Origin of the sequence: Hymenobacter metallicola (genome assembly GCF_004745645.1) — a bacterium.
Lineage (GTDB): Bacteria > Bacteroidota > Bacteroidia > Cytophagales > Hymenobacteraceae > Hymenobacter > Hymenobacter metallicola.
Genome location: NZ_SRMB01000007.1, coordinates 120967 through 135288 on the forward strand (window position 1 = coordinate 120967; position 14322 = coordinate 135288).

13 protein-coding genes are annotated in these 14322 nt (G+C 60.2%); 6 read left to right on the forward strand and 7 right to left on the reverse strand.

Annotated elements, in window-relative coordinates:
• Positions 1-30: 30 nt before the first annotated feature.
• The 4 genes from porZ to E5K02_RS24270 all read right to left on the reverse strand — a co-directional run bounded on the left by porZ (position 31) and on the right by E5K02_RS24270 (position 4016).
• Positions 31-2373, reverse strand: a complete 2343-nt coding sequence (gene porZ, locus E5K02_RS24255; RefSeq protein ID WP_135398949.1) for a type IX secretion system anionic LPS delivery protein PorZ — start codon at positions 2371-2373, stop codon at positions 31-33.
• Between the two features lie 59 nt (positions 2374-2432).
• On the reverse strand, positions 2433-3056 hold the full coding sequence (locus tag E5K02_RS24260; protein WP_135398951.1) for a thymidine kinase: 624 nt from the start codon (positions 3054-3056) through the stop codon (positions 2433-2435).
• A gap of 122 nt (positions 3057-3178) precedes the next feature.
• On the reverse strand, positions 3179-3697 hold the full coding sequence (locus E5K02_RS24265) for a hypothetical protein (protein WP_135398953.1): 519 nt from the start codon (positions 3695-3697) through the stop codon (positions 3179-3181).
• On the reverse strand, positions 3687-4016 hold the full coding sequence (locus E5K02_RS24270; RefSeq protein WP_135398955.1) for a 2Fe-2S iron-sulfur cluster-binding protein: 330 nt from the start codon (positions 4014-4016) through the stop codon (positions 3687-3689). The genes E5K02_RS24265 and E5K02_RS24270 overlap by 11 nt, the downstream gene beginning before the upstream one ends.
• Before the next feature lie 34 nt (positions 4017-4050).
• Between E5K02_RS24270 and E5K02_RS24275 the strand changes: the two genes are divergently transcribed.
• Together E5K02_RS24275 and E5K02_RS24280 are read left to right on the forward strand one after the other, a co-directional pair.
• Complete coding sequence (locus E5K02_RS24275) at positions 4051-5208, forward strand: hypothetical protein (protein WP_135398957.1); 1158 nt, start codon at positions 4051-4053, stop codon at positions 5206-5208.
• A gap of 12 nt (positions 5209-5220) precedes the next feature.
• A complete protein-coding gene (locus E5K02_RS24280) occupies positions 5221-6297 on the forward strand; it encodes a hypothetical protein (RefSeq protein WP_135398959.1) in 1077 nt (358 codons plus the stop codon).
• On the opposite strand, the gene E5K02_RS24285 is transcribed toward E5K02_RS24280, so the two are convergent.
• Genes E5K02_RS24285 through mrdA form a run of 3 tightly spaced genes read right to left on the reverse strand, consistent with a single transcriptional unit; the run spans position 6294 to position 10989 of the window.
• Complete coding sequence (locus tag E5K02_RS24285) at positions 6294-7850, reverse strand: hypothetical protein (RefSeq protein WP_135398961.1); 1557 nt, start codon at positions 7848-7850, stop codon at positions 6294-6296. The two genes, E5K02_RS24280 and E5K02_RS24285, sit on opposite strands and share 4 nt — an antisense overlap.
• A gap of 8 nt (positions 7851-7858) precedes the next feature.
• Positions 7859-9154: a rod shape-determining protein RodA gene (gene rodA / locus E5K02_RS24290; RefSeq protein WP_135398963.1), complete on the reverse strand. Its 1296-nt coding sequence runs from the start codon at positions 9152-9154 to the stop codon at positions 7859-7861.
• A 2-nt stretch (positions 9155-9156) separates the two neighbouring features.
• Positions 9157-10989 carry a penicillin-binding protein 2 gene (gene mrdA, locus E5K02_RS24295; protein WP_135398965.1) on the reverse strand — a complete coding sequence of 611 codons (1833 nt, stop codon included), beginning with the start codon at positions 10987-10989 and terminating at the stop codon, positions 9157-9159.
• 587 nt (positions 10990-11576) lie between these two features.
• Here mrdA and E5K02_RS24300 point away from each other — a divergent pair.
• The 4 genes from E5K02_RS24300 to E5K02_RS24315 all read left to right on the forward strand — a co-directional run bounded on the left by E5K02_RS24300 (position 11577) and on the right by E5K02_RS24315 (position 14317).
• On the forward strand, positions 11577-11939 hold the full coding sequence (locus tag E5K02_RS24300) for a carboxypeptidase-like regulatory domain-containing protein (protein ID WP_167856576.1): 363 nt from the start codon (positions 11577-11579) through the stop codon (positions 11937-11939).
• A 358-nt stretch (positions 11940-12297) separates the two neighbouring features.
• Positions 12298-12687, forward strand: a complete 390-nt coding sequence (locus E5K02_RS24305) for a c-type cytochrome (protein ID WP_135398969.1) — start codon at positions 12298-12300, stop codon at positions 12685-12687.
• A 94-nt stretch (positions 12688-12781) separates the two neighbouring features.
• On the forward strand, positions 12782-13387 hold the full coding sequence (locus E5K02_RS24310; protein ID WP_135398971.1) for a YceI family protein: 606 nt from the start codon (positions 12782-12784) through the stop codon (positions 13385-13387).
• A gap of 21 nt (positions 13388-13408) precedes the next feature.
• On the forward strand, positions 13409-14317 hold the full coding sequence (locus E5K02_RS24315; protein WP_135398973.1) for a DUF5777 family beta-barrel protein: 909 nt from the start codon (positions 13409-13411) through the stop codon (positions 14315-14317).
• Positions 14318-14322: the final 5 nt, after the last annotated feature.

The window sequence follows — 14322 nt, forward strand, 5'->3', positions numbered from 1 at the left end:
TTATTCCCGACGACTGCCCGAATCAGCGCCTTATTTCTCTACAACGGCAATTTTGCTGATGCAGCCGTTTTTACCATCCGCATCCGCCGACAGGACCAGGTACACGCCCGATTGCACCTTGCGGCCGTTGTAGTCAGCCAGGTTCCACACGACCGTTCCACCATTGGCCTTGGTTTGGTACACCATCTTGCCCGTCACATCCGTGATTTTGACGACACCGTTGTTGGCCAAACCACTGATGCCAACCTGCCCCGTAAAGTCGGTGCGCACCGGATTGGGCGACACCTTGGCGCAATCGGGCTTGCCTTCGGTGATAGTGGCCGAGCCCCGGTAGGTGATGAGGCCGGCGTCCGTGACCACGAATACTTCCCCGGTGCGGTCATTCACTTCCACGTCCACAATATTGTTGGAGGGCAGCGGACTGTTTTCGGTGGTAAAGTGAAACAAACTCTCGCTCACTTCCTCGTTGAACAGCCACAGGCCCCGGTCGGTACCGAACCATTTGCGGTTACCCCCATCGACAGCCACCGTTCGTACGACTTCGTTGAGCAGCGCCCGGTAGCCATCCGTAATGCCACCCCGGATAATGGGCTGCTGAAAGTTGCCGGCCCCGGCCAGGAACACCGAGCTAGGATCCGCAAAAAAAGCTATGCCCTTGCTCGTCGCTACCCAGATGTCGCCCTTTCGGTCTTTGGTGATATCGTAGATTTCGTCGGAGGGCAGCTCACTGTTGCCCGTGTTGAAGTAGCGCACATTCTGCTCGGCCGGGTCATAGGCCACAATTCCGAGTCCTTCCTTGCGCGATTGGGAAGCCCACACAAAGTCGTTGCCGTCAATCACCAGCCGGTCTAGGTTCTCGAAGCCGGCAAAGTAAGGCATCGTCCGCCAGGTGTTGGTCGTGGGGTTGTATTCGTGCAGGCCCGAGGTGCTGCGCAGCTCCGGATGCCGATTAACGACCCACACATTGCCCTGGGTATTGAGCGCCAGATCGGTGATACGAGTGTAGTTAGGGTTGCTGGGAATAGCGCTTTTCAGCGGGTTGCCGGGTACTCCCTGGGTGAAGTGACGAAAGTCCCAGGGGCCTTTCCACTGCAGCACGCCATTGCCATAGGTGGCAATATACAGGGTGCCGTCTTTGGTGCGGACGCCCCGGGTAATGTCTTTAAACTCGGGCAAAGTGGCGGTGGGCCGGAAATCGTTGTTGGTAAAATTGGTCCAGCGCCCATCCTTGTATTCGAAAAAGCCGCCCCGCCAGTCCTGCTGCACATACCGGTCGAAATAGCCGCCGCTAAACACGTTGACGGTATTAGTGCGGGCATCGGCTAGCACGCTAAAGGCCCGGGCGTAGGCAGGAGCATTGGTAACGAAGCTTTCAACCTGCTTGCCATCAGTCGTCTTGAGCAGCCCGTTTTGCGCATCGGCCACATAGAAGGTTCCGTCCTGGGCCTGCAGCGCCGAGCTTGGAAAGGGGCTTTGGGCCGGAGTCAGAAGCTGACTGACCGAGCCATCCGACTTGCGCAGCATCACCTTCTGGTCGCCAATAATTAGCAGACCGGCCGCGGTTGGAATAAGTGCCCGATACGTGCCGGCGTAGAGGCTATTGAGCGCCTGCCAGGGCGTAGAGCCACAGTTATAGCACAAAACCCCGCCCCCGTCCCGGCCCGCATACACGTTGCGGCCCAGGGTCGCCAGGGTCTGGTACGCGGTAAAGTTGGTTCCGGCGGGCAGCTCCGTCGTCCAGCGGCGGTAATCCAGCAGATTGTCGGTGAGCTGCCCGCGCAGCACCCCGGCCGAAGTAGCGGCGAAAAGGGTGTTGTCGAGCACTGTGGTGCTATAGGCCCGCACCGGGGCACCGGCCGGACCGATATTGCTATACGTGTCGCGAATTTCGCGCTTCACCATGTCGACGACGACGACCCCGAAATTGGCGCTCAGATAGGCCCGCCCCTTGCTGAAGCTGATGTGGGTGATGGTTTTACCCCCGGAAATGGGTTTCCGCTCGATGTCGCCAATGTTGATGATGGAGCCATCGGCGCCCAGCACGTCCAGGTTCGCGTTGCGGTAGGCCACCAGCACCTGCTTGGTGGTGGGGTCGTAGCCCAGGGCACTGACGCCGACATCATGCAGGCCTTCGCGGCTTGAAAGCAGCTGCGTCGTGTTCAGCTCTTTATCGTAGAAGAAAAAGGCATCTTCCGTAGCCACGTAAATGCGGTTGCCGGCTTCGGCCAGGGCCAGGGCACGGTTGATGGGCAGCTGCAGTTGCCAGTCGCCGTAGCCGGCAGTGCTCTGCGCCGCTGCCACCTGAATGCCGACAGCAAAAAATAGCAGCGAAAAAAGACCGGACCACCGGCAGGTGCGTAGCAAACGATTCATTGGCAGGGGTTAAAGACCTACAAGATAGGGTCAGCTGGCATAACGCTCCGGCGGCCGGATTAGTGCTTAGCCGCCGCCGCCGTGGGCTCCGTGGTTTTTTCCTTCATTCCCTCCTGAAAGCAGGCCCGGCAGCGCGCTTCATAGGAGTCGGTTTCGCCGAGCAGGATCTTGTCGTCGGAGGCGGCAATGCGGAAGGAATACGTGGCCAGCTCCCCGCAGCAGACGCACACGGCGTGTACTTTCGTCACGAACTCGGCTATGGCCATCAGCGTGGGCATGGGTCCGAAAGGCTTGCCCATGAAGTCCATATCGAGGCCGGCCACAATGACGCGGGTGCCGCGGTTGGCCAACTGGGTGCACACTTCCACCAGTGACTCATCGAAGAACTGGGCCTCATCGACGCCGACCACGTCGCAGGCGCCGGCCAGCAGCAGCATTTCCTGGGCAATGGGCACGGGCGTCGAGCGGATGCTGTTGGCATTGTGCGACACAACGTTGTGGTCGTGGTAGCGGGTATCGAGGGCGGGCTTAAAGATTTCGACCCGCTGGCGGGCAATTTTAGCCCGGTTCAACCGCCGGATCAGCTCCTCGGTTTTACCCGAAAACATGGAGCCGCACACTACTTCAATCCAGCCCCGGCGGGGCGTATCACGGCTCGTGCCGACGCGAGGTTCTATAAACACGGTAGTATCAATTGACGATGGGCGGGAGCGGGCAAACAAGCTCCGATTGGAACCTCTAAAGTACGGCTTTCGGCGGCTAGCCCCAAAGCCGGCCCAGGCAGTTTGCCTCCGGCAGCACAAGCTCAGCGGGTTGCGTTGGCGCCGGGCAGTGGCCGAATGCTGACTAACTCATCCGAGGCTGAATACACCACTTCCACCGCGTCGCCAACCTCTAGCTTGGCAAAGAGGGCCGGTTCAACGGCAATACGGTGGGTTTCAGTCGGAGTCAGCGTCAGCCAGGCCGAGCCCAGCACGTTGGTTTTGCTCAGCACCACAAACTGCCCCACCTGCTGGTAGCCAAGCCGCCGCTGGCGGCGGGGCGTAATCAGATAATAATATATCCCGTAGCCGAACAGCAGCGGAGCCAGCACCACACTGGCCAGCAGCTTGGGCGCATAGTCTTCCAGGGTGGAGGGCAGCGTAACAGAGTGGCGGCAGGAAGGAATAAATGGGATGAGCAGCGCTGCCCCCAGCGCCCCCAGCGTAATAAACAGCAAGCGGCGGAACTGTTGACTCAGGCTCAGGCGGGGTCCCGGCCGCAGTACTTTCCGGTAGAACTTGCGGTGCTGCGGCGGGAGTTGGGCCCCTAGTTTAGCGGCCATCCTCGTAGCGCAGGTGGGGCAACTTGGTGGCTTCGGGCGTGCGGCCCAGCACCTGGCCTTCGGGCAGGCGCGCCTGGCAGGTCAGCCGCTCGTGGGGCAGCAAGCGGCCCGCGGCACGGTAGCGCAACTCGGCCTCGGTGGGCGGCGTTAGGTGTTCGAGCCCCTCAACGACTTCGAGGCGACACGTGGTACAGCGGCCCTTGGCCCCGCAGGCGTGCATCCAGTCGTGGCCGGCGGCTTGCAGGGCGGCGAGTAAGGTGGCGCCGGTGGGCACCGAAACTACGGCGCCAGGCAGGTTTTGCACGGTCAGAGTGGGCATCTTTACGTAAATTGCCCGTTGAACCAGGCTTTCGATGAAGGACAAATATAGCTCAGCAAAACGCGAACAATACGGCCAGCGGCTGGCCACCCAGCTTTGTGACCAGCACTTTAGCTCCGCTCCCACCGCTACCCTCGACGGCCCGGCCGTACTGCGCTTCACCCCGATCCGGCAGGTAAACCTATTTGTGGTGCAGCAGCTGCTCACGCAATGGACTGGCGAAATGGCCCGGCTGCGCAGCCCCTACTTTGACTTCGAGGCTCCCGACGTGCGGCAGGCGCTTACCCAATTTATGAACGTGCTGTCGCGCCGCATCAAGCTCAGCCGGGCCGCTTTCGAGCCCCTGCTGGCCCGTGCCATCAGCGACACGCTCGGGGTGGCTACCGACCCGGTACTTACCTTCGAGCAGAAGCTGCTGGGCGCTGCCCCGACGGTTACGGCCGAGCAACTGCGCGATGCCCTGCGCTACCTTGACTTGGATAAAGCTTTGTTCCAGGGCTTTATCGACACCCTGACGCCAGCCACCGCCCTGGAGCGGGACTCGGTGCTCAGCCGCTTCCGCCTGTATCAGGAAGCTAACTACAAAAGCCACACCCCGCTCGAAAAAGTCGCCGAGGAGTTTAGCCAGCTGCTGCCCCTTGCGGTTACTGACTTGCAGGAAGCTGGGGCTACGGCCCCTGAAGCAGCTTCGGTAATCCCAACCCCAGCGCCGGTACCAGCACCGGTTGAAACAACCGCGGCGCCGGTAGTGGAAGTGGCCCCGGTGACTCCCCCACCAACTTTTGTGGCCCCAGCCGAGCCAGAGCCCGTACGCCGCCCCTTGGGAGAAGCGGTGGCTCCGGCCGGAGTCCCGCTGTACGAAAAGCTCAAGGCAGAGCAGCCGGCCACGGCCCCACTAAGTGAAACGCTGCGTGGGGAACGGCCTAGTACCACGCTGGCCGAAAAGTCGGCGCCCAAGGTGGAGTCTTTGCGCGAAGCTATTTCCATCAACCAGCGCTTCAGCTTTATCAACGAGCTGTTCAATGGGGAGAACATGGAATACCACACCGCCATTCAGCACCTCGATACCCTGCCCAATGCGGACATAGCCAAACGCTACGTGACCGAAGATCTGGCGCAGAAATACGGCTGGGTCCGCAAGGAAGAGCACGTGAACAAGCTGCTCAAACTACTGGACCGCAAGTTCGCTTAACCGGTTAGCGGCGTGCGTTCTTCGGCGGCCACGAGGCTGACTTCGGCAACGGTAACCGGCTGGCGGCAGCTGCTGCTGGTATACGTGCTGGCCCTGGGCGTGCTGGCCGGCAGTGCCTACACCATGTACGTGCACTACGATTTCTCCCATTCCCTGGACACGCGCAGCTACCTGAGCATGGCCCGGGGGGAGTTTCGCGGGGTCAGTATTACCCGCCGCTACCGGGTAGTGGTGCCGGCCGTAGCGGCGGCCGTGGCCTGGCCCGTGGAGCAGGTGTACGCCCGCATCTGGCCCCAGCGCGCCGCCACCGACTGGCCATTGCGCCTGGCCTTTTACCTGGTCAATACCCTGGTGCTGGCCGGGGCCGGGCTGCTGATGTTCCGCAGTTGCCTGCTCTCCGGGGCGGCACCCGGGGCAGCAGTGCTAGCCATGCTCGCCGTGCTCACCAGCCGCTGGGCCGTGTACACGGCGGGCTTGCCTTTGGTCGACAGCCTGTATCTGCTCGTCTTTGCCCTGGCATTTTATGCGGCCGGCAGCGGCTCGAGCTTGGCGCTGGCAGCCTGTATTTTACTAGGGCCGCAGGCTAAGGAGTCCTTTGTATTCTTGGCCCCCTGGCTGCTGTGGTTTGCCCGGCGGGCCATGCCCTGGCCGCAGCAGCTGGCTTTGCTGGTCGTATCGGGGGCTTTAGCGTATGGCGTGCGGCACTGGATTGATACACAGGTAGGAGCCCCGCCCCAGGAAAGTCTGAACAATGCCCTGGACCACCTGCACAATGTAACCTATTCGCTGCGACGGCTGCTGTCGGTGAAAGGGCTGGGCGAAATCTTCAGCATCTTCGGCTTCTTCTGGCTGGTGCTGCTGGCCGGGCTGCGCGGTGGGCTGGGCCGGTGGCTACGCCCTTTGGGGCGAAGCGGGGCCGCGCTGCTAACCGTGGTAGTGGTGCACATGCTGCTTTCCGGCGACCTGGGCCGCATGGGGTATTTGGCCGCGCCGGTGTTTGCAGTGCTATTTGCCCGGCTGCTCACCTTCCATCCCGTCTTTCACTGGCTGGGCACCAAAACCGAAGCGGCACAACATCCGGATTCCTAGCGTATTTCCGTCAGGTACAACGGGCCGAAGGCAGTAGGAAACGAATCAACCTTTTCCGTGCGGAAACCACGCAGCAGCTCCGCATTCTGATTGCCATACACCACCTGCGCCCGATCCAGCAGCTGCGGACCGCCCAGGCCCGTGGTGAATACGCGGTGCCCGGCCTGTAGCTGCGTGTGCAGCCAGCCCCGCAGCCGCGCGGGCGACTGGCCCGCGCGCTTTACCAGCAAGGTGGGGGCGGGTAGCACATTACCGGGCGGCTGGGCCTGACCGGTTTCGTAATACAACTGGTTCAGCACCAGGTTATGATTATCGAGCAAAAACCAGCTGTGGGGCTCCTGCTGAATCAGAGTCAGCAGGCGGGCGTTGTCGGCAAAGCGGAGGCGGTTGGCCGGCACCAAGCCAAATGCCAGGTTCCAGGCCAGCAAAGCCAGGCCTGCCGCCCCCACGCCGCGCGTAGGCAGCCACTGCTCTGCCACCCCCAGCACCAAAGCCAGCAAAACCGGCAGCATGGCCATAAACTCGGCGTTGCCCGCGGCCGAAACGGCAAACAGAAAGTGCAGCCCCAGAATCAGCAAGTGGGTACGGAGAAAAGCGGCCCTGACCGGGGATGGCTGCTGCCCGGAAGCTGCTGCTGTGCGGTTTTTCCAGGCTCGCCACAGCGCCGTAGCAGCATAGCCCAGCAGGCCAATAACCAGCGCCACTGCCAGCAGCAGGCCGGGATAAAGCCGCAGCAAGGCCAGCGTGGAGCCGTGGACCTGCACAAACGTTCGGCCCAGATTAACCACCGAGAGCAGTAAGCCGTGCCCGGATATGCCATTGGCGGCGGTGCCCGCGTAGTAGTCGTGGAATACGAAACGCCACAAGGACTCCAGGCTCAAGGGCAAGTGCCAATACCCCAGCGCCGCCGCGTAGGCCCCCGGTACCAGCAAAGCAGGCAGGGCAAATAGTACCAGGCTGCGCAGCTTGGCCGAAGCGTACCAGCCCGTGCCCAGGAGCAAACCCAGCCACCAGAAAAAGTGAATTTGGTGAAACAGGCAGGCCAGGGCGGCCCAAAAACCCGCGCCGAATACGTACCAAAGCCGTTGGGGCTGCCCCTGAAACAATGCCCAGCTAGAGCTAGCCAGCAAGGACAGAGCTACCGGCGGCAGGTAGGCTTCGTTCTCGGTGGCGAAGCGCAGCATTCCAAAACTAGCTCCGGCCACGAGCAGCCACGGCCAGACGGGCTTCTGAGGCAGCAACAGACGAAACAGCTGCCGTAGCAGCAGCAGGCAGGCCCCGGCGGCCAGGGTATTCAGGGCCTTCAGGGCGGTCAGCGTATCGGCCAGTATTCCTATTGCTTTTAGTGCTTCTACCCAAAGCCAGCCCGCGGCATTGTAGAGCAAATGATGCGGCAGCAGCAGCTCGTGCCCATACCGCACGCAGGCGGCGTAGTACCAGGCGTCCAACGTCGAGTTCTGCGTGGGCAGCAGCAGGCACAGCAACGTCAGGGCGGCAATGGTGGCGGTGGCCGCCCACCGGTCATTCCGGGCCATGCTGTTGGGGTCGAGCATCAGAAACGTTAGCGTACCAGATCCTGCTTCCGGTAGGCGTCGATGGCCAGCAAGATAAATAGCAAGGTGGTGAAGGACCAGAGCGAAGAGCCGCCGTAGCTAAAGAGCGGCAGCGGAATCCCGACCACCGGCGCCAGGCCGATGGTCATGCCGATGTTGATGGCAAAGTGAAAAAAGATGATGCTGGCCACGCAGTAGCCGTACGTGCGCCCAAACACGGATTTCTGACGCTCCGCCACAAAAAGCACCCGGGCCAGCAAGGCCATAAACAGGACCACGACCACCATAGTGCCTACCCAGCCCCACTCCTCACCCACGGTGCAGAAAATGAAGTCGGTGCTTTGCTCGGGCACAAAGTCGAATTTGGTTTGGGTGCCCTGCAGAAAGCCCTTGCCCACTAGTCCGCCCGAGCCAATGGCAATTTTAGACTGGGTGACGTTCCAGCCCACGCCCAGCGGGTCGGCCGAGGGATTAATCAATACCTCGATGCGCTTGCGCTGGTGGTCCTGCAGCACGTTGTTGAAAAAGAAATCCACCCCGAACACCATTCCAACGACTACTGCCCACACCGATAGTGACAGGGGTAGATGGTGGCGCAACACTTTGGGGTTGGCCGCAAAAACCAGGGCCAGAATAGTCGTAAACGCGCCCACCAACCACAGCTTAGGTACCAGCAGGGCTAAAATCAGGATGGCGCCGGCGGCGGCGAGAATAATCAGGATCAGTGGGGACATACCCTCGCGGAAGTACGCCAGCAGAAAGGCCCCGAACACCAGCGCCTGCCCGGTTTCGTTGGCGGCCACAATCAGCAGCGGCGGCAGGAGCGTCAGCCCAGCCAGCACCATCTGGTCCCGAAAGTTCTGCTGACGCAGGTTGATGCTGGCCATGTAGCGCGACACGGCCAGGGCGGTGATGAACTTAGCAAATTCCGCCGGCTGCAACCGCACGGGCCCCAGCTCCAGCCAGGAGCGCGACCCGGCAATGGGCCGGGCAATAAAGGGGGTAATAAGTAGCAGCGCTATCATAGTGCCGTAGAGCACAAAGGCAAACGTGTCGTAGGCCTTGTAGTCGATGACGACCAGAATCACGATGAGCACCACGGCCGTGGCTATCCACAGAATCTGCTTAAACCAGTTGAAGGCCATCAGCTCCTGAAAGCTCAGGCCACTGAACAGCCCGCCGGCCGGGGCCTCGGGCGAGTAGCTGGCGGCGTATACATTCAGCCAACCCAGGCCCACCATCAGGGCATAGATGCCGACGGTAACCCAATCAATACTGCGACTATAACGCGCGGGTAAAGCCATGACTAGCGGCGTTTTACAAATTTATCGGCGCTGCCCTGCAGCCAGTACTCCCACTTTTTGCGCACCACCTTGCCCCGCAGGTATTTCTCAATCATGAGCGAGGCCAGCGGAGCCGCAGAAGTGCCCCCAAAACCGGCATTTTCGATGAACACGGCAATGGCAATCTTGGGGTCTTCGGCCGGAGCAAAGGCGGCAAACGTGGCGTGGTCGTCGCCGTGGGGGTTTTGCACGGTGCCGGTTTTGCCCGCCACCGAAATGCCAAACTGGGCCAGGCTGGCAAAGTTGCCGGTGCCCCCGCGCCCGTCTACCACGGCCTGCATGCCCGGAATAACGGTTTCAAAATACTTGGGGTCGACGGTTGTGACGTGGCGCTGGGTGTATTCGGGCAAAGGTCCGCCCTGGCCGATGCCGCGCACGAAGTGGGGCGTGTAGTAGTACCCCCGGTTGGCAATAGTAGCCATGATGTTGGCCATTTGCAGGCCGGTAATACCAATTTCGCCCTGCCCGATGCTGAGCGAATACACCGTTTTGTAACCCCAGCGGTGGTAGCCGTAGGCCTTGTCGTAGAACTCGGGCGAGGGAATCATGCCCTTTTTCTCACTGGCCATATCCACGCCCAGCTTGCTGCCCAGTCCAAACGACATCACCTGCCGCCGCCACTCGGCCAGGCCCAGGCGGGCATCCTCGAAGCGGTTGGTGGAGCGCCCGCGCAGCACGCTGGCCCGCATGACCTGGTAGAAGTAGGGGTTGCAGCTGTTCTTGATGGCAATGGTCACGTTGCGGGGCGCTTCGTGGCGGTGGGTGCAGCGCACCAGCTTCCAATTACAGTCGAACGGCGTTTCGGGCGTTACCACTCCCATTTGCAGGGCCACCAGTTCGTTTACCATCTTGAATACGGAGCCCGGCGGATACGTGGCCATCAGCGGGCGGTTGAACAGGGGCCGTTCGGGGTTGTTGAGCAGTTCCATGTAGCGGTTGCCCATGCCCTTGCCCGTCAGAATCGAGGGCTCATACATCGGGGCCGACACCATGGCCAGAATCTCGCCGGTCTTGGGGTCGAGGGCCACGATGGAGCCCCGTTTGCCCTGCATCAGCATCTCGCCGTACTTCTGCAGCTCAATGTCGATGCTGGTGTGCAGGTCCTGGCCCGCTACGGAAAGCGTATCAAACTCGCCGTTGCGGAAGGCGCCCTTCTCAATGCCCCGCACGTTGACCATGCGGTACTGCACCCCGCGCCGGCCCATCAGCACCGATTCGTAGAACGACTCCAGGCCGGTGATACCCAGGTTGTCGCCGGGCAGGTACTTGGCGTACTTGGGCTTTTCCAGAAACGCCGGGGTAATGGCTCCGACGTAGCCCAGGGCGTGGGCCATGTTTTCGGTTTTGTAAGACCGCGCCATTCGGGCTTTGATGCTGAAGCCGGGAAAGTCAATCAGGTTGTCTTGAATGGCGGCCAGTTCGGGGGTGCTCAGGTTCTGAACCAGCGGGGAGGCTTTGACCCGGGAGTATTTGCGGGCCGCCTTCAGGTTTTCGCGCACCTCCTCCAGCGGCAATTGCAACAGCTGGCAGAAGCGGGCCGTGTCGAGCTGCTTCACCTCGCGAGGTACCACCATCAGGTCGTACACGGGAGTATTCTGCACCAACAACTGCCCGTTTCGGTCGTAGATCAGGCCGCGGTAGGGCACCTGCACGATGCGCTGCAGCGTGTTGCGGTCGGCGGCCAGCTTGTAGCTACCGTCGAGCACCTGGATGTAGAAGAGTCGGGCCCCAAATACCAGCGCCACGACCAGGAACAAGGCCTGAACGACGTATTTGCGGCCTTCGAGGTATTGCAAAGCAAAAGAAACTGAGGGTAAACATCTTCCAGCCCACCGGCCGGATTCACAAAGATACGACGGTGAAATGGGGATTCCGTGAAATGCCAAAATGAGCTTTAAGGTTCAGTTATAGTCTGCCGGTTCCTGTTTTCCGGCAGGCAGGCAGCGCGCGCACACGCAGCGTTGCAGCATATTTTTCAACTAGAGTTTAGCGCCCTTCACATAGCGGAAGAATACTTTCAACGAGCAATTATGCTATTTGATATTATTTAAGTTAAACCTTATGAACCTTTTCCGAGTTAGCCCCGCATAGTCTGCTACCGGCCTCAAGCATTCGCTACTGCTCCTGCATCAGCCTACACGCTGTAGTGGACCTCTAGCCAGCCCGGAAGCTGGTTGCGCTGCCTTTACCCATTTTCCTGCCCGAGCCTGTTTCGGGTGCCCCCGGCCCGCTGCAAAGCTGCCGGTCTGATAGTGCCCACCGATCTGTCCATTCCACCCTAGTACCAGTGCATATGCGAAATTTCTGCTCTCTACTCACCCTTGGTCTTTTCTGCAGCTTTCAGGCCCTTGCGCAATCCTCGGATTCTCAGCAACGCATAGCGTTGGTTGAAGATGAAGCCAGCCGGGCCGCCACGCCGGTGAATGCCGTGCGCCTGTCCTGCGCCCCCCTACAGGGCCAGGTACTCGATGCGGAAGGCCAGCCCCTGACCGGGGCCACGTTGCTCCTTAAGGGAACCCAAAAGGTATTCATTACGGATAATGAAGGCCGATTTCAGCTTACCGGCCCGCTTTATCAGAAACAGATTCTGTCGGTAGAAGCCGCCGGCCACACCACCCGCTTGCTCCCGCTCAATGATTGTCAGCTCCCCATCGTAAAGCTCGAGCGGGACCCCAACGCCAAAATCAAGCGCAGTGGCAAGCGGGCCGGACAGGTTACGCGGCATGGCAACGCCTATCTGCAATAAACGCCCGACAACGGCTGGTTTGGCTCCCAAGTGGCGGCGGATTCCGGACCGCCAGCAACCGTATTGCATTTTGTTACTGTTGAGCTTAGCTCCCGCCGGTATAATTATTCTGCTTTCTCTAGACGCATTATTATAAGAGTGCAATTTGCTCTAAAATTTTTCTACGATGATGATATGCCATAATTCTTTGAGCTTCCTACAGAGAGCTAAGCGACCTTGACCGAGTGATTTCGGAGTTTTAACGAATATCAATATTGTTAGCCCGAATTTCACTCTAACTTTTTGCCCTCAAAGAGATTATTCGTCCGGTTATACCACCGCAACGTCACTTCTCTTTTTTGGTACTTTCCTCTACCTAATGCACAATTTTCTACGCTACCTCCCGACTCGGGCTTTCGCCGGAGCCGTAGCATCCTTGCTGGCTTTTACCACGGCGTGCACTTACTCGCAAGGGCCCGAGCCCAGCCCTTGCAACGACCCTGGCCCGGCGACCTACGCTGCGGTTATCTCGCCCATTTTCGATGCCAACTGCCGGGCCTGTCACGGCGCCGGCGTCTACCAGACCCTGGGCGGCGGCAATGATTACAGCAATTACGAAGGCATCAAGCGGCAGTCGTCGCGCCTGATTCTGGGCTGTATTCAGCACGAGGCCGGTTATAACCCCATGCCGAAAGGCGGCGCCAAAATCTCGGCCTGCGACATAGCCCGCATCAAAGCCTGGATTGAAGCCGGGCAGCCCAACAACTAAGCGCCCGGCTTGCTCTGCGCCCCTCGCTTCGGCTGCGCCCCTCGCTTCGGCTGCGCCAAAGTACCGTCCTTCCTCCACCTCACGCACCCCTTTCATGAAGAGGCTGTTGTCCTTATTGCTTATTCCCTTGCTTTTGGCGGCTTCTCAGTCGGGCCAGGCGCAGGGAAAATTCATGACCAAAACGGGTCGCGTCACCTTCTTCTCCACCAGTATCATCGAAGACATTGAAGCCCGCAATACGGCGGCGGCGGCGGTCCTCGATCTAGCCACTGCCCAGTTGGCTTTCAGCGTGCCCATCAAGGAGTTCCTGTTCAAGCGCACCCTGATGCAGGAGCACTTCAATGAGAACTACATGGAATCCAACAAATTTCCCAAAGCCACCTTCACGGGGCACTTTGTGGGCCTGAACGCGGCCGAGCTTCAGGAGGCCGGTACGCACAATGTGAAGGTGGAAGGCGAGCTGACCGTACATGGCGTGACCCACCACGTGTCGGTGCCCGGCACGCTGGAGCTGAAAAACAACCAACTGCTGGCCTTTGCCTTGTTCAGCGTGGCCCCGGCCGATTATGGAATTGAAATTCCGCTTTTGGTCCGGGAAAACATTGCCAAAATCGTGAGTATCCGCGTGGGGCTGACCTGCGACCCAGTGGGCGGCGCTGCTTCGCCCACGCCCGTAACCCGCTCGGCCTCCCCCAACTAAGTTTCCAGAAGAGTTTCCTATATGCAAACACGTCGACACGCCATTCCCTTTCTTCTCAGCCTAGCCCTGGCCCTGCTCGCGCTAACGCCAGCGGCCCAAGCCCAGGATGACCTGCTGGGCCAGCTCGAAAAAGCCACCGATGACCCCGGTAAGCGGGAAGTTGTGCAGGCCACCTTCAAGGGCACCCACATTATCAACTCACAGTCGGTCGAGACGCCGGGCAAAGGCACCATGGCCTTTCTGATTCAGCACCGCTTCGGCACGCTGAACAGCGGCGCCTACAACCTGTTTGGGCTCGACCAGGCCGTACTGCGTCTGAGCTTCGAGTATGGCCTGACCAGCCGCCTGGCTATCGGGGTAGGCCGTAGCTCCCAGGAAAAGACGTACGACGGCTTTATAAAATACCGCGCCATCCGGCAAACCACCGGGGCCCGGCCCATGCCGATTTCCGTAACGCTGTTTGCCTCGTCGGCTATTACTACGCTTAAGTTCAACACGCCGGAGGTACGCACCACTGCCTCACGCATGACCTACGCCTACCAGGCCCTGATTGCCCGCAAGTTCAGCCCGGCCCTGTCGATTCAGCTCATGCCCACGCTGATTCACCGCAACTACGTGGCCACGCCCGAACAGGAAAACGACGTGTATGCCCTGGGTGGGGCCCTGCGCCAGAAAATCACTAAGCGCACGGTCCTCACGGCCGACTACTACTATATGTTCCCGGGTAATACGGCCAGCAACTTCCGCAATGCCCTGGGCCTGGGCGTCGACATCGAAACCGGCGGGCACGTGTTTCAGCTGCACGTAACCAACTCCCTGGGCATGACCGAGAAGTTCTTCGTGGCCGAGACTACCGGCAAGTTCTTCGAAGGCGACCTGTACTTCGGCTTCACGGTGGCCCGCAATTTCACCCTTAAGCCTCAAATTTAAGCTTT